This is a genomic window from Agreia bicolorata, assembly GCF_000938265.1.
GTDB lineage: Bacteria > Actinomycetota > Actinomycetes > Actinomycetales > Microbacteriaceae > Agreia > Agreia bicolorata.
In genome coordinates, this window is the sequence record NZ_JYFC01000002.1 from 558,174 (window position 1) to 583,043 (window position 24,870).

20 protein-coding genes are annotated in these 24,870 nt (G+C 66.0%); all 20 read left to right on the forward strand.

Annotation, left to right across the window (positions count from 1 at the left end; genetic code table 11):
• Window positions 1–140: 140 nt before the first annotated feature.
• The 20 genes from TZ00_RS06070 to rplB all read left to right on the forward strand — a co-directional run bounded on the left by TZ00_RS06070 (window position 141) and on the right by rplB (window position 24,868).
• Window positions 141–1,568, forward strand: a complete 1,428-nt coding sequence (locus tag TZ00_RS06070) for a serine/threonine-protein kinase (protein WP_044439991.1) — start codon at window positions 141–143, stop codon at window positions 1,566–1,568.
• Window positions 1,565–7,417 (forward strand): Ig-like domain-containing protein, encoded by a 5,853-nt coding sequence (locus TZ00_RS06075; protein WP_052521339.1) that lies wholly within the window; start codon window positions 1,565–1,567, stop codon window positions 7,415–7,417. The genes TZ00_RS06070 and TZ00_RS06075 overlap by 4 nt, the downstream gene beginning before the upstream one ends.
• Window positions 7,418–7,450: 33 nt before the next feature.
• Window positions 7,451–8,425 (forward strand): AAA family ATPase, encoded by a 975-nt coding sequence (locus TZ00_RS06080; RefSeq protein WP_044439992.1) that lies wholly within the window; start codon window positions 7,451–7,453, stop codon window positions 8,423–8,425.
• Window positions 8,422–9,912 carry a DUF58 domain-containing protein gene (locus TZ00_RS06085; RefSeq protein WP_238579596.1) on the forward strand — a complete coding sequence of 497 codons (1,491 nt, stop codon included), beginning with the start codon at window positions 8,422–8,424 and terminating at the stop codon, window positions 9,910–9,912. Before TZ00_RS06080 ends, TZ00_RS06085 begins: the two co-directional genes overlap by 4 nt.
• Complete coding sequence (locus TZ00_RS06090) at window positions 9,909–12,224, forward strand: transglutaminase-like domain-containing protein (protein WP_052521340.1); 2,316 nt, start codon at window positions 9,909–9,911, stop codon at window positions 12,222–12,224. The genes TZ00_RS06085 and TZ00_RS06090 overlap by 4 nt, the downstream gene beginning before the upstream one ends.
• Window positions 12,217–12,675, forward strand: coding sequence for an FHA domain-containing protein (locus tag TZ00_RS19925; RefSeq protein WP_161793736.1), 459 nt, complete (start codon window positions 12,217–12,219; stop codon window positions 12,673–12,675). The genes TZ00_RS06090 and TZ00_RS19925 overlap by 8 nt, the downstream gene beginning before the upstream one ends.
• A gap of 88 nt (window positions 12,676–12,763) precedes the next feature.
• On the forward strand, window positions 12,764–13,735 hold the full coding sequence (locus tag TZ00_RS18725) for a hypothetical protein (RefSeq protein WP_052521342.1): 972 nt from the start codon (window positions 12,764–12,766) through the stop codon (window positions 13,733–13,735).
• A gap of 5 nt (window positions 13,736–13,740) precedes the next feature.
• Complete coding sequence (locus tag TZ00_RS06105; RefSeq protein ID WP_044439994.1) at window positions 13,741–14,217, forward strand: hypothetical protein; 477 nt, start codon at window positions 13,741–13,743, stop codon at window positions 14,215–14,217.
• An 83-nt stretch (window positions 14,218–14,300) separates the two neighbouring features.
• The gene (locus tag TZ00_RS06110; RefSeq protein ID WP_044439996.1) at window positions 14,301–15,518 is read left to right on the forward strand and encodes a zinc ribbon domain-containing protein; all 1,218 of its coding nucleotides are present in this window, start codon (window positions 14,301–14,303) and stop codon (window positions 15,516–15,518) included.
• Between the two features lie 308 nt (window positions 15,519–15,826).
• Window positions 15,827–16,201, forward strand: coding sequence for a 30S ribosomal protein S12 (gene rpsL, locus TZ00_RS06115; RefSeq protein ID WP_044439998.1), 375 nt, complete (start codon window positions 15,827–15,829; stop codon window positions 16,199–16,201).
• Window positions 16,201–16,671 carry a 30S ribosomal protein S7 gene (rpsG, locus tag TZ00_RS06120; RefSeq protein WP_044440000.1) on the forward strand — a complete coding sequence of 157 codons (471 nt, stop codon included), beginning with the start codon at window positions 16,201–16,203 and terminating at the stop codon, window positions 16,669–16,671. Before rpsL ends, rpsG begins: the two co-directional genes overlap by 1 nt.
• A gap of 102 nt (window positions 16,672–16,773) precedes the next feature.
• The gene (gene fusA / locus TZ00_RS06125) at window positions 16,774–18,888 is read left to right on the forward strand and encodes an elongation factor G (RefSeq protein WP_044440002.1); all 2,115 of its coding nucleotides are present in this window, start codon (window positions 16,774–16,776) and stop codon (window positions 18,886–18,888) included.
• 133 nt (window positions 18,889–19,021) lie between these two features.
• Window positions 19,022–20,215 carry an elongation factor Tu gene (gene tuf, locus TZ00_RS06130; protein WP_044440003.1) on the forward strand — a complete coding sequence of 398 codons (1,194 nt, stop codon included), beginning with the start codon at window positions 19,022–19,024 and terminating at the stop codon, window positions 20,213–20,215.
• A gap of 161 nt (window positions 20,216–20,376) precedes the next feature.
• Window positions 20,377–20,586 (forward strand): Rv0909 family putative TA system antitoxin, encoded by a 210-nt coding sequence (locus tag TZ00_RS06135; RefSeq protein WP_044440004.1) that lies wholly within the window; start codon window positions 20,377–20,379, stop codon window positions 20,584–20,586.
• A gap of 67 nt (window positions 20,587–20,653) precedes the next feature.
• Entirely contained in the window at window positions 20,654–21,625 is a 972-nt protein-coding gene (locus TZ00_RS06140; protein ID WP_078713874.1) for a DNA topoisomerase IB, read from the forward strand.
• A 407-nt stretch (window positions 21,626–22,032) separates the two neighbouring features.
• Window positions 22,033–22,341: a 30S ribosomal protein S10 gene (gene rpsJ, locus TZ00_RS06145; RefSeq protein WP_018171443.1), complete on the forward strand. Its 309-nt coding sequence runs from the start codon at window positions 22,033–22,035 to the stop codon at window positions 22,339–22,341.
• A 17-nt stretch (window positions 22,342–22,358) separates the two neighbouring features.
• Window positions 22,359–23,030 carry a 50S ribosomal protein L3 gene (gene rplC, locus TZ00_RS06150; protein WP_044440007.1) on the forward strand — a complete coding sequence of 224 codons (672 nt, stop codon included), beginning with the start codon at window positions 22,359–22,361 and terminating at the stop codon, window positions 23,028–23,030.
• Window positions 23,031–23,033: 3 nt separating this feature from the next.
• On the forward strand, window positions 23,034–23,702 hold the full coding sequence (gene rplD, locus TZ00_RS06155; protein ID WP_044440009.1) for a 50S ribosomal protein L4: 669 nt from the start codon (window positions 23,034–23,036) through the stop codon (window positions 23,700–23,702).
• Between the two features lie 2 nt (window positions 23,703–23,704).
• On the forward strand, window positions 23,705–24,010 hold the full coding sequence (gene rplW / locus TZ00_RS06160; protein WP_044440011.1) for a 50S ribosomal protein L23: 306 nt from the start codon (window positions 23,705–23,707) through the stop codon (window positions 24,008–24,010).
• A gap of 18 nt (window positions 24,011–24,028) precedes the next feature.
• Window positions 24,029–24,868, forward strand: coding sequence for a 50S ribosomal protein L2 (gene rplB, locus TZ00_RS06165; RefSeq protein WP_044440013.1), 840 nt, complete (start codon window positions 24,029–24,031; stop codon window positions 24,866–24,868).
• Window positions 24,869–24,870: the final 2 nt, after the last annotated feature.

A 24,870-nucleotide genomic window follows, 5' to 3' on the forward strand; every position in this document is an offset into this window, starting at 1 on the left:
CCCTGATTGGGGGCACGCGGTTCGACGTTCGGAGTAGACCATGCCGGTGATGGCATAGGTACAGTGGGGGGACGGCTTTCGGGGGACAGTCAAGAGGTTTTCGCCCCGCCCCACGTACCCGTCTCGAAAGAGGAACACCCATGGCTCGCAGGCTGCCGTCACAGCCGCCGGTTCTCGCGGGCTACACGCACCTTCGCGCGCTGGGCAAGGGTGGCTTCGCCGATGTCTTCCTCTATGAGCAGGCGCTGCCTCGGGCCGACGTCGCCGTCAAGGTTCTGCTGCCCGGCGTGGCCAGCAACAGCGTGCGCGCGATGTTCCTCTCCGAGGCGAATCTGATGTCGCAACTCGCGACGCATCCGTCGGTCGTCACTGTTCACGCTGCGAGCATCGCGCCCGACGGCCGCCCGTATCTCGTTATGGAGTACTGCCCGTCGTCGTTCGGCACGAGGTACAAGACCGAGCGCATTCCCCTGGCAGAGGTGCTCACCGCGGGAGTCAAGATCGGCAGCGCGCTCGAGAGCGCCCACCGGCTCGGCTTTCTGCATCGCGACATCAAGCCGTCGAACATTCTCATCACGCAGTACAACCACCCCGTGCTCGCCGACTTCGGCATCGCGGCCACTGTGGCCGAGGCCGACCGCGATGAGGCCGAGGGCATGAGTGTGCCGTGGTCGGCGCCGGAGGTGCTGCAATCCGAGACACGAGGAACGGTGCGCAGTGAGGTCTGGTCGCTGGCGGCGACCCTCTACTCCATGCTGGCCGGCCGCAGCCCCTTCGAGTATCCGGGCAAGAGCAACACTCGCGACGATCTGCAGCGTCGCATCGTCGGTCGCGACCGGGTGCCGCCCACGGGCCGACCGGATGTTCCCGCCGAGCTCGAAAGGCTCCTCGCCTCGTGCATGAGCAAGAGCCCTGCAGCGCGCCCGGCGAGCGTGCTCGAAGTGGTTCGTGGCCTGCAGCTCATCGAGTCGACGCTCTCGCTTCCGCAGACGTCGGCCGACATCTCGAACGAGGCATTCCCGCGTGCATCGCAGCGGGCAGCGACGGCGGCGCCGCTCACGAAGGCGGCGCAGGGCGGCGTTTCGGTGCGCGGTGCCGGCGAGGCACGCGCGCGTCACCGCGGACGCCGGGGAGACACGGTGCGAGACTCGACCGATTCGAGCGTGACCGTCATCAGGCAGGCGACGGCCGCCAGGGCACAGCCTCTGCGCAAGCCCGGGGTGATTGCGGCCGTCATCGGCAGCGCAGTGGTGCTGGTGGCTGCGGTCGTCGCGGCGGTCGTGCTCGTACTGGGTGCGCTCAACACGTCGATTCCGAACGTCAGCGACATCCGCGCGAGTGCCGACGCCGGCACCATCGTCTTCTCCTGGCGCGATCCGGGCCTCGCAGACGGTGACCTCTACGTGATCCGCTCCGCGGACGGCTCGACGTCGACTCAGTCGGCGAACGAATTCACGGTTCAGGCCGAGCCTCAGGTTCCCGAGTGCATCACCGTGCGCGTCTCGAGAGACGGCCGACTCGGCGATCCGTCGGCCGAGAAGTGCGCATCGGCCGGAGACGGCGGATGATCTTCCGCTGGCTCCGCGCACACGCCTCCCAGGCGATCACCACGGCGAGTGTGCTCGTCGTCACCGCCGTCGTGCTCGCCATCGCGCTCGTGTCGACGGGCTACACCGAACAGAAACTCGAACTCGACGACGCGTCGGTCTGGGTGACCAACGGCTCGCGTCAGGTGGTCGGGCGTGCGAACACCGACGTTTTCGAGCTCAACACGGTGGTGACGAGCGAGGGCAGCGACATCGATGTGCTGCAGCGCGGCGAGACCGTGCTCGCGCACAACCACACGAGCAATACCCTTCAGATCATCGATCCCGCGTCGTCGCAGGTCACTTCCACGATTCCGCTGCCGGCGGGCGACCCCGATGTCACGCTCGTCGACGGCCAGGTCGTCATTCACTCGGGAACCACGGGCGAGGTCTGGGTGGTGCGCGAGGCCAATCTCGATGCATTCGATTCCACGGCGCAGCCGCTGCTCAGCCTCGATGCGGGCAGCGTCGTGGCCGTCGATGATACGGGCACGCTGGTGGGTTTCGACCGTCAGTCGCAGCGGCTCGTGACGGCCGATCTCTCCTCCGGTGCCGAGCCCCGCTCCGAGGCGGTCGCCGGTCTCGACCTGCAGGATTCCGACGAGCTTCAGATCACGCGTACCGGCGGCGTCGCATCCGTTCTCGATGTGACGAGCCGTGAGCTGGTGGTGGGCGGAACGCAGGTCGACCTGTCTGATCGCATCGCCTCGTCTGCCGAGCTTCGGCTGGCCGCGCCGACCACGGCAGGCGGGGCTGTGCTGCTGGCCTACACCGGCGGGCTGCTCGGCATCGATACGTCGTCGGGCGCCGTCGAGCAGCTGGTCGACGGCACCGATGGCCGCCCGACGCAGCCGCTCGTCGACGACGGATGCGTGTACGCGGCCTGGGCCGACGGCTCGACCTGGCAGCGTTGCGGGTCGACGGATGCGGTGCGCGGGCAGCTGGCCGGTGTCTCGGCCGACGACGATCTGGCGTTTCGCAGCAACGGACGCTATGTCGTTCTGAACGATCGCGGCGCCGGCCGAGTCTGGGCGGTGCAGCACGAGAACCGACTCATCGACAACTGGAGCCAGCTGATCGACGACGACGATGATCCTCAACAAGACAACGAGGTCGACGACGACACTCCGCCCGAACTGGTCAAAGACCAGCAGCCGCCCGTGGCCAACCCCGACGACTTCGGCGCCCGGCCCGGCGTATCGAGCATTCTGCCTGTGCTTCTCAACGACTACGACCCGAACGGCGACGTTCTCTCGATCACGGCGACCTCCGAGATCGACCCCGCGATCGGGCGGATCGACCTCGTCAGCACGGCGCAGCAGCTCCAGGTCACGCTGACGCCGCAGGCATCCGGAACCTTCTCGTTCGACTACACCATCTCCGACGGCCGTGGCGGCACCGCGTCGAGCACTGTCTCCGTGACGGTACGCGCGCCGGGTGAGAACTCGGCGCCTGTTCAGGCGAGGACGACGAAGGCGACCGTGGCTGCCGGGGGCGTCTTCACCGCGAACGTGCTCGGCGACTGGTACGACCCCGACGGTGACCCGATGTACCTGGAGGACGCGCAGACGGGCGAGCCCGACCGCGTATCGTTCTCGCCGGCGGGAGAGCTCGACTTCCGCGACGGAGGCACCGCGGCGGCGGAGAAGGACATCGGCCTGCAGGTCTCCGACTTCAGCCTGTCGGGTACCGGTCAGGTGAGGGTCACCGTGTCTGATCCCGGCTCCGTTCCGATTCTGACCGATGGATTCCTGGTGCAGGGCTACACCGGCCAGGAACTGCAGATCGCTCCGCTCTCTCACGTGCGCGGGGGCACGGGTGTCATTCGCCTCAGCAATGTCGCCGACTACCCCGAGGCGAAGATCACACCCAACTACGCCAAGGGCACGTTCCGCTTCCAGGCTCAGAACGCGGGAGTGCACTACCTGTCGTACTCGGTCACCGACGCGGCGCAGCAGACGGCGACGGGCATCATCCGGGTCGACATCGCCGCGGCACCGGATGCCTCGACCAAGCCGATCACGGTTCCGACGGTCGCGTTCCTCTACCAGCAGCAGACCGACATGGTCGACGTGCTGGCCACCGACATCGACCCTGCCGGGGGAGTGCTGAGCATCGCGGGTGTAACCGGCGTTCCAGCGGGATCCGGCGTCGTCGTCGAGGTCATCGAGCACCGCATCCTGCGCGTCAGGCTCAACAACCCTCTCGACGCACCGGTGACGTTCACCTACACGGCCACGAATGGATTCTCGAGCGCCGAGGGTGTCGTCACTGTGTACCAGGTGCCAGAGCCGAAGAGGCTGCAGGCGCCCGTCGCAGTGGCCGACAGCGTCTCGGTGCGTGTGGGCGAGGTCATCGATATTCCCGTGGTGGCCAACGACGAGCATCCGAATCGCAAGCCGCTCGTACTCGACCCCGAGCTCGTGCAGAACGTTCCGGCGGGCGGCGGGCTGCTGTTCGTCTCCGGCAACCACCTGCGCTATCTGGCGCCCGACGAGCCGGGCGACTACACGGCCATCTACCGTTTGGACACGACGGCAGACGTGCAATTCGACACCGCCCAGGTGACGATAGCGGTGAGAGAGGCCGATGCCGCCACAAACACGGCGCCGGTGCCGCCGACCCTGTCGGCCCGCGTTCTGGCCGGCGACACCGTCACGATTCCGGTGCCGCTGGGCGACATGGATGCCGATGGCGACTCCGTGAGGCTGGTCGGCGCCGCCTCGAATCCGTCGCAGGGCAACGTGACCGTCGCGGGCGACGTGCTGAACTACACGGCGGGTGCCGCATCACAGGGAACGGACACGTTCTCGTATGAGGTGGTCGACAGCCTCGGCGCACGCGCGACCGGCATCGTTCGGGTGGGCGTCAGTCCGAGTTTCGACACGGCGAGCCTTCCCGTCGCGGTCGACGACGTGGTCGTCACGACCCCGGGCACCGCCATCACCGTGCGGGTGCTGGAGAACGATTCCGACCCGAATGCCAGCCCGCTTCACGTCACCGGCGTGGAGTCCGCCGTCGTCGCCGTCGATGTGCCCAAGTCGGCTGACCGCATCACGTTCCATGCGCCCGAGGCCGAGGGCGACTACGCGGTGCTCTACACGATTCAGAACGACGGCGGCCAGCAGGCGTCTGCCTGGCTTCGCGTTCGAGTCGACGCCGACGCGCCTCCGGTGCGGCCGGAGGCCGACGACACCGTGCTGAATCTGACCGACATTCAGGGCCGCGACGAGGTCACGGTCGATGTGATGCGCAGGGTCTTCTATGCGGAGGGCGATGTCGGTTCGCTCGCGCTGTCATTGGTGCCGGGGTACGACACGACGGCGTCGGTGCTGCAGAACGACCGGGTGCGCGTCACCGTGCAGCAGAAGAGCCAGATCATTCCGTTCGTCGTCTCCCGATCCGACGATCCCAGTGTGAACGCCACCGCGTTCATCTGGGTGCCCGGTCTCGAAGACGCGCTGCCCGAATTGCGCACGACGGCCAAACCGCTGCAGGTTCTCAGCGGCGACACGTTGTCGATCGACATCAACGACTACGTGGTCGCGGCCGGAGGCAGGCAGGTGCGTCTGACCGACGAGGCCACAGTCAAGGCAAGCAACGCCGACGGAACGAATCTCGTGGTCGACTCCCGCACCCTGCGGTTCACGAGTCGCGACGGGTACTGGGGCCCGGCATCCCTGTCGTTCGAGGTCACCGACGGGTCTGGTCCCGATGATCCGAACGGGCACAAGGCCGTGATCGTGCTCGCGATCACCGTCACCCCTCGTGACAACCAGCCCCCCGTCTTCTCCGGCGCCCAACTCGGACTGCAGCCGGGTGACAGCCGAGTGATCGAGCTCCGCGACCTCACCAAGTATCCGTATCCCGACGACCTGGATCAGCTCGTCTACGCGCTCAACTCCCAGCCGGGCTCCGGGTTCTCTGCATCGCTCTCGGGCACGCAGCTCACGGTCGCGGCGGCACCGGATGCCAAGGTCGGCAGCGGCTCAGAGTTCACGGTGGGCGTGCGCGATGAGAAGAGCGAGGGAAAGGCCGGCATCGTCAGACTCTCGGTCGTCACCTCGACTCGACCCCTCGTGAGCCCCGGGGCCGACAGCCTCACGATCCGTCGCGGCGAGACGGCGACCATCCCCGTTCTCGAGAATGACGCGGCCACCAATCCGTTCCCCGACAAGCCTCTGACCGTCGTCGCCGTACAGGGAGCCGTGCCGGCCGGTGTACAGGTCACTCCGAGTGCAGACAAGAGCACGCTCTCTGTCACCGTGTCGCCTCAGCTCGACCTCAAGGCCACGGGCCAGGTGACGATGCAGTACCAGGTCGCCGACGCCACGAAAGACCCGGCGCGCGCCACCTGGGGAACGGTCACGATCACGATCGTCGACGTGCCGGACCAGCCCGTGGCACCTGTGCTCTCCGGTGCCGGGTTCGTGAACGGACAGCTCAGTGTGTCGGCGGCGCCCCTTCCGTATCCCAACGGAGCCCCCATCACGTCGTTCATCATCCGCAGCGACGACAACGGCGGATACTCGAAAGACTGCGGCGCCTCGGCCACCTGCCTGCTCACCGACCTGCAGGCGGGCAAGAACTACACGTTCTACTCGATCGCGGTGAACCAGTACGGGCAGTCGGCGCCCAGCGCTCGCAGCGCTCCGATGCGCAGCGACTACATCCCCGCGCCCCCGCAGCAGGTCACGATCACCCGTGAGGCCGCCGACCAGACGCAGTCGAATGAGGGCTACGTCATCGTGTCGTGGAAGCCGATCGCCGACCCGACCCCGGGAAGCGCGGTGCAGCGCGTGCAGGTGCAGATCGGGGGATCGACGGTCACGCTCGACCGCTCGGCGACCTCGTTGCGCTACAAGGGTGTTCCTGGCACCGAGTACACGGCCGAGGTGTGGGCCGAGAACGGTGCCGATGCGCTCTATCCCGGTCAGATCCCGTGGAACAGGTCGAACTCAGGCACCGTCACCGCCGCGGGTCGTCCCTCTGCCACCGCTGTCTCGGCGACGATCGTCGACAACGCCGGATCCGTGCGGGTCGACTGGTCGGCCTTCGGTGCCAACGGCGGATCGAACGTGACGTACTCGGTGGTGCGCTACGAGGCGACGGCGTCCGTGCCGAGCTGCAGCCAGGCATCCGGTTCGCCCGCCGTCTCGCCCGGCGTTGTTCTGCCGAGCAACCACGACGACATCGGATCCCGGTTCGTCTACGTCGTCTATGCCGACAATGGGTGGGGCTGTTCTTCGGCGCAGACAGGCAGCGTGCGAGTGCTGGTGCCGCCTGATCCGCCGACGGTGTCTCTCACGTATCAGAGCCCCGTCGATGGCCTCTATGGCGTGGCCGTGGCGAGCGCCACGCCGACTCCGCTGCCGAACACCAACGCGTCGGAGTACACCGTGCAGGTGTCGGGCGGTGGGGCGGTCTCGGCCGGATCGCCGCTGACCGGAGCCGGCCCGTGGACCTTCACCTCGTGCATCACGAGCGATGGAACCACCCGATGCAGCGAAGCCGCAGCGCCCACGAATGCTCTCAGCCCCGTGAACGCGAACGCGACGGTCACCTCGTGCGTGGCCGGCAGTTCCGTGTCAGCGGCGCTCGAGAGCCCCGGCTCCGTCTCCTGGACTTTCCAGTACTCCTTCAGATCGTCGGTCGCCGGTATCCCCGGAATCTGGTCGAGCTGGTCCGACGATCCCACGGTGCCGGCACTGAGCGGATTTGAGGACTCCCAGGAGGTGGTCGTTCGCACGATCGGCAATGGGGGAGACTTTACGAACGGTACCGACCAGAACGAGCTGCGCCAGCGCGGCAGCGGCAAGCTGTGCGGCTGAGGCCCCGGCGACGATGACATCAGGAGTACGAGCATGACCATGACCCGCGAACAGGCCGTCTGGTTCGCCGACGTGTTCGGTCGACTGGTATCGAACGTCGAGCGCGTCGTCTTCGGCAAGACCCACGTCGTGAAGCTGGCCTTCGCCACGTTGCTGAGCGAGGGGCATCTCCTGCTCGAGGACTCGCCGGGCACCGGAAAGACCTCGCTGGCTCGAGCCATGGCGCAGACCGTGCAGGGAACGTCGAGCCGAATCCAGTTCACCCCCGATTTGCTGCCGGGCGACGTCACCGGTATGAGCATCTACGACCAGAAGCAGGGCGTGTTCGAGTTTCACCGCGGCCCGATCTTCGCGTCGATCGTTCTGGCCGACGAGATCAACAGGGCGAGCCCCAAGACACAGTCGGCCCTGCTCGAGGTCATGGAAGAGGGCCGAGTGACGATCGACGGCGCCACCCACGGCGTGGGCCGCCCCTTTATGGTCGTCGCGACACAGAACCCCATCGAGCAGGCGGGAACCTACCGACTGCCGGAGGCCCAGCTCGACCGCTTTATGATGAAGGCCTCGCTCGGCTACCCCGACCGCTCGTCGACCATCGCGATTCTCGAGGGCGCGGCGACACGCACGCACGACAGCACCATTCCAGCCGTAGTGACGAGCGCCAACATCGTCGAGATGGCCGATCTCGCCCGCACCGTGCACGTCGGTCACGCCGTGCTCGACTATGTCGCCGACATCGTGGATGCGACGAGGGGCGCTGTCGAGGTTCGTCTCGGCGCGAGCGTGCGCGGCGCCGTAGCCCTCGTGCGTACATCGAAGACGTGGGCGGCGGCACAGGGGCGGCACTTCGTGACCCCCGATGATGTGAAGACGCTCGCAGAGAACGTGCTGGCCCACCGGCTGGTGCTTGATCCCGAGGCGGAGTTCGACGGCGTCACCGCCGCCAGCGTCATCGGGCAGATCCTGCTCGAGACCCCGCCGCCCACCGACAGGGCGCAGTCGGTGTGAGCGATGAAGCACGGCGCGCGACCGAGGCCGACGGCTCCGGGGCATCGGAGCGACCGCGGCGCGAGGTACGCGCGAGAAGAACGGCGTTCGGCCGCAGAGCCGCGCGCCGCGCACGCGAGCAGGCGGCATCCGGCGCGACCGAGTCGCAGCGCGACCTCACGGGCCTGACCGGAACCAACGCGTACACCAGAACGCGGGCGGCGGGGGACGCAGTCGACGACGTTCGGCTGACCGCGCGTCTTCGGATGCGCCGCGCCGCGCGGACGATTCGAACATCGGCGGAACGCGCCGGGCGATGGGTTTCGGCGACCGTGACGGGCCTCGGGCTTTCGATCGCTGTCGTCGTCGTGCTCGGCGGCCTCTTCGGGTACCTGCTCGGGTGGATCGAGCTCGTCGTGGTCGCGTTCACCGGTTTCGCGCTGCTTGTTCTCGGGGTCTTCTTTCTCCTTGGACGCAACTCGTACGACATCGGGCTCTCGATCGACCGCGACCGGGTTGTGGTCGGCGAGGTGGCGCGCGCGACGCTCACCGTGCGCAATCCCAGTCGCTTCCGCCTTCCGCCCGTGAAGTCGGAGGTGCCTGTGGGGCGGGGACTGGCCGAGTTCTACCTCGGAGGCATCCCCAGAGATGGCAGAACGATCAGGGAGTTCTCCATACCGACCTCGCGGCGCGGGGTGGTACGGATCGGCCCCGTGCGAACGGTCAGGGCGGATCCCGTGGGCCTCCTGCGCCGCGAATACGTGTGGACCTCGCACCTTGATCTGTTCGTGCATCCCGTGACCGTTCCGATTCCCGCCACCAGCACCGGACTCATCCGCGACCTCGAGGGCAACCCCACCCGCGATCTCACCGATTCCGATGTCTCGTTCCATGCGCTGCGTGAATACGCCCCAGGCGACGATCGTCGGCACATTCACTGGAAGAGCACGGCCAGAACGGGCCAGCTCATGGTTCGTCAATTCGAAGAGACGCGGCGCAGCCACCTGGTGATCGCCCTGTCGCTGGCCAGCGCCGACTACCACTCCGAAGAGGAGTTCGAGCTCGCCGTGAGCGTTGCCGGTTCGATAGGCATCCGAGCCATCCGAGATGCGCGCGATGTCTCCGTTCTCGCCAGCGACGAGACACCCGAGTTCGCCCGGCGGGCTGTGAACACCCCGAAGCGGCTCAGCTCACTCAGCAGGGCGAGGCTGCTCGACGATCTCGCCCGCGTCGATCACAGCCCGCGGGCCTCGGGCCTCGTCACCCTCGCGCGGGGCAGCGCGGAATCGGTCTCCGGGGCATCCGTCGCCATCATCGTCTGCGGCTCGGAATCGACTGCAGCGCAACTGCGAAGCGCTTCCGCCGCGTTCCCTCCCGGAGTCGAGGTGCTCGCGATCGTCTGCAACCCGGGAATCGTTCCCAGTCTCCGTCAGGTCGGCGAACTGCGCGTCCTCACCGTCGGCTACCTCGATGACGTGCAGAAGGCTCTCGCGAGGGCCGCATCGTGAGACGACCACCCGCCTTCGACCGACGGTCCGCCGCGGCCGACACCGTGTTCTTCGTGGTGTTGATGGCTGTGGCAGCGTCGACGCTGTGGCCCGTCTATCAGACTCCTCGGCTCATCGCTCTGGCCGCCGCGGCACTCGCTCTGGGTGTCGTCGTCGCCTGGACAGGCGCGCTGCTGAGGTGGCCCGGCTACGTCGTCTTCGCAGCATCCGTCGCCGTCTTCCTGGTCTTCGGCGTGGCTCTTGCCGTGCCAGGACGAGCGATCTTCGGGGTGCTGCCGAGCTTCGACGGCGTGCGCGACCTCGTGACCGGAACCGCCCTGGCGTGGAAGCAGCTCGTCACGGTCGACCTCCCCGTCTCGAGCTACCAATCCCTTCTGGCGCCAGCGCTCGTGCTGCTTCTGGGCGGAACCGTGCTGGGCCTGTCGCTCGTGCTGAGATCGCGGCGTGGCGATATCGCCGTGCTCATTCCTGTCGCCGTCGCCGTCACGGGCCTCGCGCTCGGTCCGGAGGTCGCGTGGTCTCCCTTCGTTCCGGCAGTCGCGTTTCTCGTGGTCGCCATCACCTGGATGACCTGGCGTGCGCGACGAGCGAGGCGACGGGCGATCGCTTTGCTCGCGGGCCAGACCGAATCGGATGCTCGGGCGCCCGGGTTCGCTCCCGACCGACGAGGGTCGGCGCGCCCGGTGATCGCAGCCGTCATCGTGCTCGCTGTCGCCGTGGTGGCCGGGGTCTCGGCTGCCGGGGTGTTCGCGCCCCAGGGGTCGCGCGATGTCGTGCGGTCGGCGGTCGAGCGGCCTTTCGACCCGCGCGACTACGCGAGCCCGCTCAGCGGATTCCGCTCGTACTGGAACGCTGAAGCGGCGGGTGCGCCGCTCTTCGATATCGAGGGACTTCCCGACGGTGCGCGCATCCGACTCGCCGCACTCGACACCTACAACGGCGTCGTGTACAGCGTCGGCGACGAGTCGAGCGACAGTGCATCAGGCTTCTTCGCCCGCGTGCCGTCGACGATCGACAGAACGGGCGAATCGGGGACGCCCGTGTCTGCCACGATCGTCGTGTCCGGGTATCGAGGAGTGTGGCTTCCGACGACGGGCGACGTGGAACGGGTCACCTTCAGCGGATCGCGCGCCTCGCAGCTGGCCGACGCGTTCTACTACAACCGCACGTCGAATACTGCGGCCGTTCTGGGCGGAGTTCGGGAAGGCGACAGCTACACGGTCGAGGCGATCGTGCCGTCCGCACCCGATGACGACGAACTGCGAGCGGCTCAGCCGGGCGATGCGTCCGTGCCGCAGCCGAGTAATGTTCCCGATGCCATCGCGACCGCGGTCGCCGACGACACCCAGGGACTCGACGCACCCGGCGAGAAGCTGGCGGCCGTCGTCGACGCGATCAAGGCATCCGGATACATCAGCCATGGCACCGACGACGGCCGGCCCTACAGTCGTTCGGGTCATTCTGCCGATCGGATCACGGAGTTGTTGACAGCGCCGTTGATGCTGGGCGATGCCGAGCAGTACGCCACGACGGTCGCGCTCATGGCCGACGAGCTGGGTTTTCCCGCTCGGGTGGTCTTGGGCTTCGCGCCTCCGGCCGGCACCAGCACGGTGACAGGCTCGGATGTGTCGGCCTGGGTGGAGGTCGATCTCGCGGGTTACGGATGGGTCGCGATCGACGCGACGCCCGAAGACCGGCCGATTCCCGAGAAGCTGCCGGATACCAAGCAGCAGGTCTCGAGACCGCAGGTGGTCATCCCGCCGCCGCCCGCAGCGGACGACACGCCTGTCGAGCCCAACCGACCGGAGGCCGATCAGAAGAAGGCGGACGACCCCGATGCGTTCTGGCCCGCGGTGCTCGGCATCGTGCGCGTCGTGGGCGTCGTCGCCCTGGTGGTCTTGATCGTCTTCGCGCCGGTGATTCTCATCGCGGGTGCAAAACTGGCGCGACGCCGACGTCGCCGACGGAGACCGGATGCCGTCTCCCGGATCGCCGGCGGATGGCAGGAGCTCGTCGACACCGGTCTCGACTACGGCTATGACGTGCCGGCGACCGCGACCAGGCTCGAGGCCGCGCGGGCCGTCGGCGCCGTCGACCTGCAGACATTCGCCCGACGGGCCGACGCGGCCGTCTTCGCCGACGAGCGGATCGACGTTCGCGAGGCCGACCAGTACTGGTCGGACCTGGCGATACTCAGGGTCGCGTGGGCAAGGGAATACACTCGGTGGCAACGCATCCGTGCCGCAACGCGACTTCGATCGCTGTCAGCACGTTCAGGTGCGTCCGGTCGAGGGGGAGAGCGTCGTGGCTGAGCCTGGGCTCCCTCCTTTTCCCGGCGCAGCAGACACCGGAGTCTGGAACGCGCGGTCCTCGCGAATTCCGTACGTCGAGCCGTGGCCGCTGCCAGAGGAACAGGCGGAGTCGACGCCCGCCCCGCCGTCGACGTTCGTTCTCGAGTTCAGCACTGGCCAGGCCGTCACGATTGCGGGCATGGGGCTCATCGGACGTGCGCCGCGAGACACGGGAGGCGACGTATCCCTGCAGCTGGTGAGTGTCGACGACCCGGGGCGGTCGGTATCGAAAGTGCACGCTCGGTTCGAGATCGACGCCCGCGGTCTGTGGATCGAGGATCTCGACTCGGGCAACGGCACCGTGATCGTGCAGCCGGGCGGATCGCCGACTCCGCTCCGGCCTGGAGAGAGAAATGGCGTCGGCGTCGGCGGCGTCGTGCGCATCGGCCGCCAATCGTTCACGGTGCGCTGACGCGGGGCGCGCGCGGGCGCCGTGCGCTCATACAAGTCGTGGGCCGCGCCTCCTGGCGAACCGGCACCCCGGGAGGCAGGATGGCCTTATGAGCACGAACAACGATCCCGACCGCGACCCGCTTTCCCAGGACAGCCCCGAGAACAGCCGGCTCGAGCCTCAGCGTGAGGCGCCGACTGAATCCGCGCGTGAGTTCGTCGTGGCCGAACCGTCGAGCGTCGAGCCTGGCACGCTCGAACCCGTGGTCGTGCGCACGGGCGTCGAGCCAGAGCAGGGCGCGGCCGCGTCGCAGGGGTGGACGAGTCCAGCTGTGAGCCGCGAGACGGAGGATCCCAATCCCTACGTCGTCCGCACCACCGTTCCTCCGATGAACCCGCACACCACGGGCGCTCCGCTCGCTCAGCAGACCGAGGGCTCCGCACCGCCGGCTGCTCCGAACGCGGCCCCGGGCATCCCTGGCGGCGAGATCTACTCGCAGGCACCAGCGCCGGTGTACGTGGCGCGCCCCGCGCAGCCGGTTCGGCGCGGTAATCGGCTGTTCGGCACCGTCATCGCTCTTCTGGGAACGGTCGCCTTCGCCGTCGTGTACGCGGCAGTCGCGTCTCTGTTCTTCGTCTTCAACCCCGCGGTCGAGAACGCGGTGTCGACCCTGACGCGGTTCCTCGTCAACTTCGCCTTTATCGTTCCCGTCTTCTTCTTCGCCATCGCGTTCATCCTCCTTGTGCTGATCCTCAACCGCGCGGGCTGGTGGGCCTACATCATCGGCGGCTTCGCCGTGGCCGCCGTCGTCTATGCCGGATCGATCGTCGGTGCATACCTCGCCGTTCAGGGATGGACGATGAGTCAGAGCGACCTCGGTGATTTCCTGCGCTCGCTTCTGATGGACCCGCTGCCGATCGTCGCTGCGATCGTCGCGCGTGAGGTCTCCGTCTGGACGGGAGCGTGGGTCTCCTCCAGAGGCCGCAAGGTCAAGGAGCGCAACCAGGCCGCCCAGGCGGAATACGACAAGACAATGGCCGAGGCTCCGGTGACTGCGCCACAGGGGTCGCCGGCCTGGTAATCGCCGTGCCGAGCCGCGGTCTCCGCTACGGTCGGTCGGTCTTCGCGACCGCCCTGTTCGTCGCCCTCGTCGTCGCAGGCTGGGGATTCGTCAGCCTTCTGGGCGAAACGGATGTGGTGGTCGATCCTGACGTGGGGCCGATCATCGTGCCGGTGTCAGTGGCGGTCAGCGCCACGGCGGTCCTGTTCGCATTGGCGTCGCCGCGCTGGTCGGAGGTGACCGTCAGGGGCCTGGGGGCGGTGCTCGGATCATCCGCCGTTCTCGCCCTCGGCGCGGTTGCCGTGCAACTCGCCACTCTGGGCGTTCTGCAGTTCGTGGCGACCGGTCGACTCACGGCTCTCCTGCTGGTCATCGCTGCCCAGGCGCCAACCCCGTACACGATCGTGGTCATCGGGGCGGCGTTCGTCGCAGCCGTCGGGCTGGCGCTGCTCGGCGCAGGGCAGGGCCGGGCATCCTGGCCTTGGGAGAAGGAGGGCGACTGATCGGGTCGACCGGGTGCAGGCCATGTGTCGGCGGTCGATCTCTGCTTGGATGGGTATCCGGGATTCGAAGCGAGGAGCTCTCGATGTCAGACAACAACCTTCCCCCTGTGCCCCAGGGCGCGTCGCCGCTTCCTCCGGTGCCGCCCGTCCCGCCGGCGCCGTCAGCTCCTGTGCCGCCTGTGCCGCCGGTTCAGAGCTATCCGGGCGTGCCGCAGTTCCAGCCGCAGCCGCCCCAGTTCACGCAGCCGCAGCCGCAGTTCACGCAGGCTCAGCCGCCCCAGTTCCAGCCCCAGCCGGGCGCTCGCAAGTCGCGCAAGGGGCTGATCGTCGGCATCTCCATCGCCGCGGCCGTGCTCATTCTCGGTGGTGGCGGTCTGGCCGTTGCCGGCGCATCCATTTCGTCGAGCGTCGCACCCGACGCTCAGGTCAAGGAATTCCTGCAGGACCTGGTCGACGGCAGAGCGGAGGCGGCTCTCGAGGTCATGGGGGAGAAGCCTTCTGGTCTGCTCACCGACGAGGCCTACAATGCGTCGGCCAACCACATCACTGACTTCACCGTTGGCAAGGCGAAGACGACCGGTGACACATCGATCGTCACAGCCAAGATCACCCAGGGGGGAACGAGTTACACCCAGGAGTTCGAGCTCGCGAAGGCCGGCAAGACGTTCGTGGTCTTCGACACCTGGCAGCTGCAGTCTCTGCCTCTCGGAGTGGTCGACGTGCAGGTTCAGGGGCCGGCGGGCCTCGCTGTTCAGGTCGACGGCAATGCCATCGATGTGGCCGACGGATCGAGTCTCCGGGCCTTCCCCGGCGACTACGAGGTTTCGGTCGTCGATGACAGCGACCTCTTCGATGCCGAGCCCGCGACCGCGAACGTCGTCGGACTCTCCGACGACGCCGCGGGAAGCGTCGCGACAGCGGCGGTCACCACCACGCTCACGGAGGCCGGCACGGCGGCCGCCCGCTCCGCGGTCGACGCCTACGTCGATGGATGCGTGGCTCAGCAGAGTCTCGCGCCGACGGGCTGCGGTTTCGGGGCGCGCGCGCAAGACGGCGTCAGCTATTCGAACATCCGCTGGACGTTGACGGTGAGGCCGACCTACTCGGTAGGCGACTGGGCGGGCAACGGCTGGTCTGTCACCACCGAGACGGCCGGAACGCTCGATGTCGTAGCCGACTCTGTCGACGGCGCCGGTCGCTCCGGTCAATCGGGCACGACCCTCTCGAACTACCGGCCCGTCGGCACGGTGTCCGTGGTCGACGGTGCGCTCACGTTCTCGTCGTCGGTGCTGCCGTTCTAGCGCCCTGCCTCGCTTGACCGAAGCACCGCTTCGGGCTAATATTGCCGGGTGTGTGCATTCTTGCACGCCCACTTTTCATCTCGGATTCGTCCGAGACGAGATTCTTGCGACAGACCAGTCTGGGGCAAGGCAAGGGCAGGCCCTATCTGGGGCACGCCCCCACGGCATACCCACCATCACAATCTCTGCAGGCGTTCGCGTGTGCAGGCGGCGGGTCCACAAGAACATCGGTTGAATCCCGCACGCGGGCGCCGCCGATTGCTACGCGAAAGCAAGCTGTCACCGTGCAGCAGAAAATAGGAGAAGTAGTGCCAACCATTCAGCAGTTGGTCCGCAAGGGCCGAACTCCGAAGGTCACCAAGACCAAGACGCCGGCCCTGAAGGCCAACCCGCAGCAGCGCGGCGTCTGCACCCGCGTTTACACGACCACGCCCAAGAAGCCCAACTCGGCTCTTCGCAAGGTCGCCCGCGTCAAGCTGTCGAACGGCACCGAGGTCACCGCGTACATTCCCGGTGAGGGCCACAACCTGCAGGAGCACTCGATGGTGCTCGTGCGTGGCGGTCGTGTGAAGGACCTGCCCGGTGTGCGTTACAAGATCGTCCGCGGCGCCCTGGACACCCAGGCCGTCAAGGGCCGCAAGCAGGCTCGCAGCCGTTACGGCGCGAAGATGGAGAAGAAGTAATGCCTCGTAAGGGACCAGCACCCAAGCGCCCCGTCGTCGCAGACCCCGTCTACGGCGCACCGATCGTCAGCCAGCTCGTCAACAAGATCCTTCTTGATGGCAAGAAGGGCCTGGCCGAGCGCATCGTCTATGACGCACTCGAAGGAGTTGCGGCCAAGAACGGCGCCGACGCCGTCGTCACCCTCAAGAAGGCGCTCGACAACGTGCGCCCCACCCTCGAGGTCAAGTCGCGCCGCGTTGGTGGATCGACCTACCAGGTTCCGGTCGAGGTCAAGCCTCACCGTGCCAACACCCTCGCCCTTCGCTGGCTCACGAGCTACGCGAAGAGCCGTCGCGAGAAGACGATGACCGAGCGTCTCACCAACGAGATCCTCGACGCGTCGAACGGCCTCGGTGCCGCGGTCAAGCGCCGCGAAGACACCCACAAGATGGCCGAGTCGAACAAGGCATTCGCGCACTACCGCTGGTAATCGCGCGTGCTGGTCGAGAGGCCGGTTCGCCACGCGAACCGGCCCCTCGTCCCGCGCCGCCATCGTTCGACAAACCCCTTAGTAAACAACCGGAGGCAATCTGTGGCACAGGACGTGCTCACCGACCTGAACAAGGTCCGCAACATCGGCATCATGGCTCACATCGATGCCGGCAAGACCACCACCACCGAGCGCATCCTGTTCTACACGGGTATCACGCACAAGATCGGTGAAGTCCACGATGGCGCAGCCACCATGGACTGGATGGCACAGGAGCAGGAGCGTGGAATCACCATCACGTCCGCTGCGACGACCTGTTTCTGGAACAAGAACCAGATCAACATCATCGACACCCCGGGTCACGTCGACTTCACCGTCGAGGTGGAGCGTTCGCTCCGCGTGCTCGATGGCGCCGTCGCCGTCTTCGACGGCAAAGAGGGCGTCGAGCCCCAGTCGGAGACCGTCTGGCGCCAGGCCGACAAGTACGACGTTCCGCGCATCTGCTTCGTCAACAAGATGGACAAGCTCGGCGCCGACTTCTACTACACGGTCGACACCATCATCAACCGCCTCGGAGCCAAGCCGCTGGTCATCCAGCTGCCGATCGGCGCCGAGTCGAGCTTCGAAGGCGTCATCGACCTGGTCGAGATGCGCGCGCTCACCTGGCGTGGAGACTCCAAGGGTGACGTTCAGATGGGTGCCAAGTACGAGATCGAAGAGATCCCGGCCGACCTCAAGGAGAAGGCCGACGAGTACCGCCAGCTTCTGCTCGAGACCGTCGCCGAGACCGACGACGCCCTTCTCGAGAAGTTCTTCTCGGGCGAAGAGCTGACCGTCCCTGAGATCAAGGGCGCCATCCGCAAGCTCACCGTGTCGAGCCAGATCTACCCGGTTCTCTGCGGCTCGGCGTTCAAGAACCGTGGCGTTCAGCCAATGCTCGACGCCGTCATCGACTACCTCCCCACCCCGCTCGACGTGCCGGCCACCGAGGCCCACGACGCGCGTGACGAAGAGGTCGTCGTGATGCGTCACCCCGACGCGAACGAGCCTTTCACCGCGCTCGCGTTCAAGGTCGCCGTGCACCCGTTCTTCGGTCGCCTCACGTACATCCGCGTCTACTCGGGCAAGCTCGAGTCTGGCGGACAGATCATGAACTCGACCAAGGGCAAGAAAGAGCGCATCGGCAAGATCTTCCAGATGCACGCCAACAAGGAGAACCCGGTCGACTCTGTCACCGCCGGTCACATCTATGCGGTCATCGGTCTGAAGGACACGACCACGGGCGACACGCTGAGCGATTCGCAGCACCAGGTCGTTCTCGAGTCGATGACGTTCCCCGACCCGGTCATCGAGGTCGCGATCGAGCCGAAGACGAAGGCCGACCAGGAGAAGCTGGGTGTCGCCATCCAGAAGCTCGCTGAAGAAGACCCGACCTTCCGCACCGAGCAGAACCAGGACACGGGCCAGACGGTCATCAAGGGAATGGGCGAGCTTCACCTCGACATCCTCGTCGACCGTATGAAGCGCGAGTTCAACGTCGAGGCCAACGTGGGCAAGCCCCAGGTCGCGTACCGCGAGACGATCCGCCGCCTGGTGCCGAAGCACGACTACACCCACAAGAAGCAGACCGGTGGTTCAGGTCAGTTCGCGAAGGTGCAGATCTCGATCGAGCCCATGGAGGTGACCGCGGAGAAGAGCTACGAGTTCGAGAACAAGGTCACCGGTGGTCGCGTTCCGCGCGAGTACATCCCCTCGGTCGATGCGGGAATCCAGGATGCCCTCCAGGTCGGCGTTCTCGCCGGCTACCCCATGGTGGGTGTCAAGGCAGCCCTGCTCGATGGCCAGTTCCACGACGTCGACTCCTCGGAGATGGCGTTCAAGATCGCTGGTTCCATGGCGTTCAAGGAAGCCGCCCGCAAGGCGGACCCGGTCATCCTTGAGCCGTTGATGGCAGTCGAGGTGCGCACCCCTGAGGAATACATGGGTGACGTCATCGGCGACCTCAACTCGCGCCGTGGCCAGATCCAGTCCATGGAGGACGCGACCGGTATCAAGGTCATCCGTGCCCATGTACCGCTTTCGGAGATGTTCGGTTACATCGGTGACCTGAGGTCGAAGACCTCGGGCCGCGCGGTGTACTCGATGACTTTCGACAGCTACGCCGAGGTCCCCAAGGCTGTTGCCGAAGAGATCATCAACAAAAACAAGGGCGAATAGTCCTGTATCGTGTTCCGGTGCTCAATATTGTTGCGAGCACCGGAGCGCGTAACATCAATACACAAACACCCCCGCTCTTCACCCGGTAGTTTTTTGTCCGGATGCGGAGCAAGAGAGTCCTGAGGAGGACCCAGTGGCCAAGGCCAAGTTCGAGCGGACCAAGCCGCACGTAAACATCGGAACGATCGGTCACGTCGACCACGGAAAGACCACGCTGACTGCAGCGATCTCCAAGGTCCTTGCCGACAAGTTCCCGTCCAAGACCAACGTTCAGCGCGACTTCGCGTCGATCGACTCCGCTCCCGAAGAGCGCCAGCGCGGTATCACGATCAACATCTCGCACGTCGAGTACGAGACCGAGAAGCGTCACTACGCTCACGTCGACGCCCCGGGTCACGCCGACTACATCAAGAACATGATCACCGGTGCTGCTCAGATGGACGGCGCGATCCTCGTGGTTGCCGCTACCGACGGCCCGATGGCTCAGACCCGCGAGCACGTTCTGCTCGCCAAGCAGGTCGGCGTTCCCTACCTGCTGGTCGCGCTCAACAAGTCCGACATGGTCGACGACGAGGAGATCCTGGAGCTCGTCGAGCTCGAGGTTCGCGAGCTGCTCTCCAGCCAGGACTTCGATGGCGACAACGCTCCCGTCGTTCGCGTCTCGGGCCTCAAGGCTCTCGAGGGCGACGAGAAGTGGGTCGACGCGATCCTCGAGCTCATGCAGGCCGTCGACGACTCCATCCCGGAGCCCGTCCGCGACAAGGACAAGCCCTTCCTGATGCCCGTCGAGGACGTCTTCACGATCACCGGTCGTGGAACCGTCGTCACGGGTCGCGCCGAGCGCGGAACCCTCGCCATCAACTCCGAGGTCGAGATCGTCGGCATCCGCCCGACCGTCAAGACCACGGTCACGGGTATCGAGATGTTCCACAAGCAGCTCGACGAGGCATGGGCCGGCGAGAACTGTGGTCTGCTGCTCCGCGGCACCAAGCGCGAAGACGTCGAGCGCGGCCAGGTCATCGTCAAGCCGGGTTCGGTCACGCCGCACACCGGTTTCGATGGAACCGCCTACATCCTGTCGAAGGATGAGGGTGGCCGTCACAACCCGTTCTACACGAACTACCGCCCGCAGTTCTACTTCCGCACCACGGACGTGACCGGCGTCATCACCCTCCCCGAGGGCACCGAGATGGTCATGCCCGGCGACACGACTGACATCAGCGTCGAGCTGATCCAGCCCATCGCCATGGAAGAGGGCCTCGGCTTCGCGATCCGTGAGGGTGGCCGCACCGTCGGTGCCGGTACCGTCACGAAGATCACCAAGTAGTCGTTTCTTCACCAGTAGCGCCATAGCAGGGCCTCACCTTCGGGTGGGGCCCTGCTGCCGTTTAAGCCTGTCGAAGGAAAGGAGCCATATGGGCTCGCCCTCGACTCCCTGCGGTGAAAAGAGCACAATGGGGCGAAACAAGTTCCGATCAAAGGAGAATCATGGGACTCGAAGACATCACGAAGAAGGCGCAGGAGTTCCTGGGCGACAACAAGGTTCAGGAGGCGCTGAAGAGCGAGCAGGCTGAGGACATCAGCGACAAGCTGCTCGACGGCGTCGCCGGCGCGGTCAACAAGGTGACCGGCGACAAGTTCGACGAACAGGTCGAGGGTGCTCGGGCCGCAGTCGACAAGGCGGTCGGCACGGAGTAGCGTCGCCCCTTGTCAAGCCCTCGGCCGCGATGAGGCGGCCGACGCGAACCTGCCTCAGAATAGGCAAATGGTGAGGCTGAGGCGAAGCAATTCCGCGGGTGCGGGCCTGCACAGGGTTCGTGCCGGACGGGGATTCTCCTACCGCAACCACGATGGCACGGCCGTGGCCGATGCTGAGTTGAGAGAGCGCATAGAAAAGCTCGCCATACCGCCTGCCTGGACCGATGTCTGGATCGCGCCGTATGCCAACGGGCACATTCAGGCGACGGGGATCGACGCTGCAGGCCGTCGACAGTACATCTACCATCCGACCTGGCGAGAGCAGAAGGACCGCATCAAGTTCGACCGGGCGCTCGCTCTCGCGGAGTCGCTGCCCACAGCGCGGCGGGCGGTGACCATCGATCTCCGAAGCGGGGAGCCGACGAAGGAACGCGCCTTGGCCGCGGCATTCCGGATGCTCGACACGGGTTCGCTGCGGGTCGGCAGCGAGCGATATGCCGAATCGAACGGCAGCCACGGCCTCTCGACCCTGCTGGGCGCTCATGCCCGGGTCAGCGGGGACACCGTGCACCTGGCGTTCCCGGCGAAGAGCGGCCAGGCATGGGAGAGCGACATCACGGATCCGGACCTCGCGGCGGTCGTGAGGGCATTGAAGCATCGCGGGTCGCGGGCGCGCCTGCTGGCCTGGCGCGCGGGAGCCGGCAACTGGCATCCGATCGCCGCCGACGAGATCAACGACTACGTGCGAGACAAGACCGGCGGGCAGTTCACGGCGAAGGACTTCCGCACTCTGCACGGCACTGTCGCGGCTGCGGTCAGTTTGGCCAAGCACGGCCCTGAGCAGCGCAGCACCGCTCGCTCGCGGGCTCTCGCTCAGGCGATGCGTGATGCCGCGGAGGTTCTCGGAAACACGCCCTCCATCGCAAAGAAGAGCTACGTCGACCCCCGGGTGGTCGACCACTACGTGGAGGGGACCACTATCGATCCCCACCGGCTGGGGTCGGCGGAATCCGAGCTTCGGGCGCTTCTCTTCGAGTGATTGATCGGATGCCCTCATCCCTTCACTGGCGCGACACGCCCAACGCGACACGCCCGGGTTGCACGATGCCCCTCGGGTGTGGCAAACTCGTCTAGTTCAACATTTTCGTGTCACCTTGCGTGCGCGGAATCACTGCCAGGCAGTGCACAGCTAGCCCACTGGGTCTTCGTGATCCGAGGTTGAGAGCTGGGCCGCGGGCAGCAGAACACACTTCAATCCTTTTTCTTTGTACCGCAGTTCGTTCTGCGCGCGGGGCGAGACGGGTTGGGTCCGCGAGGACATTGACAGAAGAACAGTGGTGCGACCGACTGCGGGCGTATCGAGCACGGGCTGCAAGGCTCGGGCAAGCAAGCGCGTCCAATGCTGCCTACAGGCGGTAAGACGCAAGACAAGAGAGTGAGTCACACATGGCGGGACAGAAGATCCGCATTCGACTTAAGTCGTACGACCACGAGGTCATCGACTCCTCGGCGCGCAAGATCGTCGACACGGTGACCCGCGCGGGTGCGACCGTCGTCGGTCCGGTGCCGCTGCCGACCGAGAAGAACGTGATCGCAGTGATCCGTTCGCCCCACAAGTACAAGGACAGCCGCGAGCACTTCGAAATGCGCACGCACAAGCGTCTGATCGACATCATCGATCCCACGCCCAAGGCCGTCGACTCGCTCATGCGTCTCGACCTGCCGGCTGACGTCAACATCGAGATCAAGCTCTAAGCGGGGGACTGAACACTATGTCTACGCCTACACAAGCAGCCGCCACCAAGACCAGCAAGGGTCTCCTCGGCAAGAAGCTCGGCATGACCCAGGTCTGGGACGAGAACAACCGTCTCATCCCCGTCACGGTCGTCGAGATCACGCCGAACGTTGTCACGCAGATCCGCACCGTCGAGCGCGACGGCTACGTGGCCGTTCAGATCGCCGCCGGCCAGATCGACCCCCGCAAGGTGAACAAGCCGGCTACGGGTCACTTCGACGCCGCCGGTGTCACGCCCCGTCGTCACATCACCGAGATCCGCACCGCCGACGCGGCCGACTACACGGTGGGCCAGGAGCTCACCGTCGACGCCGTCTTCGAAGCCGGCAAGAAGGTCGACGTCGTCGGCACTTCTAAGGGCAAGGGTTTCGCCGGTGTTATGAAGCGTCACAACTTCCGAGGCGACAACGCCTCGCACGGTGCTCACCGCAACCACCGCAAGCCCGGTTCCATCGGCGCATCCTCGACCCCGTCGCGCGTCTTCAAGGGCATGCGCATGGCCGGTCGCATGGGTGGCGAGCGCGTTACCGTGCTCAACCTCGCCGTGCACTCCATCGACGCCGAGAAGAACGTCATCCTCATCAAGGGTGCCGTTCCCGGAGCGCGTGGCCGTCTCGTTTTCGTTCGTACCGCAGTGAAGGGGGCCTAGTTCATGGCTACCGCAACTACCACGGTTGACGTCGTCGACGTCAAGGGCAAGAAGGCCGGCACTGTCGACCTTCCCGCCGAGCTGTTCGACGTCCAGACCAATGTCCCGCTGATCCACCAGGTCGTCGTCGCTCAGCTCGCCGCCGCTCGCCAGGGAACCCACAAGACCAAGCGTCGTGGCGAGGTTTCCGGTGCCGGTCGCAAGCCGTTCAAGCAGAAGGGAACCGGTCGCGCTCGTCAGGGCTCGATCCGCGCTCCCCAGATGACCGGTGGTGGCATCGTCCACGGACCGACTCCGCGCAGCTACGACCAGCGCACCCCCAAGAAGATGATCGCCGCAGCTCTGCTCGGTTCGCTGTCCGACCGCGCACGCGGTGGACGCGTTCACGTGGTCGAGTCCCTTGCTCAGGGCGACACGCCCTCGACCAAGGGTGTTCTCGAGCTGCTCAGCCAGGTCGCGACCTCGAAGCACGTTCTCATCGTGCTCGAGCGTGACGACGTGCTGAGCTTGAAGAGCGTTCGCAACATCCCGACCGTGCACGTGCTGCCGGCCGACCAGCTGAACGCATACGACGTGCTCGTCTCAGACGACATCATCTTCACCAAGGCTTCGTTCGACGCGTTCGTCGCAGCCAAGACGAAGAGCACCGAGCAGGCGAAAGACGAGGCATAAGCATGAGCAACGCCGCATTCAATAAAGACCCGCGCGACATCATCCTGTCGCCCGTCGTCTCCGAGAAGAGCTACGGCCTGATCGATGAGGGCAAGTACACGTTCATCGTCGACCCCCGCTCGAACAAGACCGAGATCAAGCTCGCCATCGAGAAGATCTTCAAGGTCGAGGTTGCGTCGATCAACACGCTCAACCGTGTCGGCAAGACCCGTCGCACCAAGTTCGGCATTGGCAAGCGCAAAGACACCAAGCGCGCCATCGTCACGCTCAAGTCCGGCACCATCGACATCTTCACCGCTGTCGGCTAGGGCCAGAGGGATATAGAAATGGCTATTCGCAAGTACAAGCCCACCACCCCGGGTCGTCGCGGTTCGTCCGTCGCCGACTTCGCGGAGATCACCCGGTCGACGCCCGAGAAGTCGCTGCTGCGTCCGCTCTCGAAGACCGGTGGACGTAACAACGCAGGTCGCATCACGACCCGTCACATCGGTGGTGGCCACAAGCGCCAGTACCGTGTCATCGACTTCCGTCGTAACGACAAAGACGGCGTCAACGCCAAGGTCGCTCACATCGAGTACGACCCCAACCGCACCGCACGCATCGCCCTTCTGCACTACCTCGACGGAACCAAGCGCTACATCCTGGCTCCGAACAAGCTGGCGCAGGGCGACATCGTCGAGTCGGGAGCGTCTGCCGACATCAAGCCCGGCAACAACCTGCCGCTCAAGAACATCCCCACCGGTACCGTCATCCACGCGATCGAACTGAAGCCGGGCGGCGGCGCCAAGATGGCCCGCTCCGCCGGAGCCTCGGTTCGTCTCGTCGCAAAAGACGGCCCCTACGCGCAGCTTCGTCTTCCCAGCGGTGAAATCCGCAACGTCGACGCCCGTTGCCGTGCAACGATCGGCGAGGTCGGCAACGCCGAGCAGTCGAACATCAACTGGGGAAAGGCCGGCCGTATGCGCTGGAAGGGCGTTCGCCCGACCGTGCGTGGTGTCGCCATGAACCCGGTCGACCACCCGCACGGTGGTGGTGAGGGAAAGACCTCCGGTGGACGTCATCCTGTGAGCCCCTGGGGCCAGAAGGAAGGCCGCACCCGGCACATCAACAAGGAAAGCGACAAGCTCATCGTTCGTCGCCGTACCGTCGGCAAGAAGCGTAAGTAGGA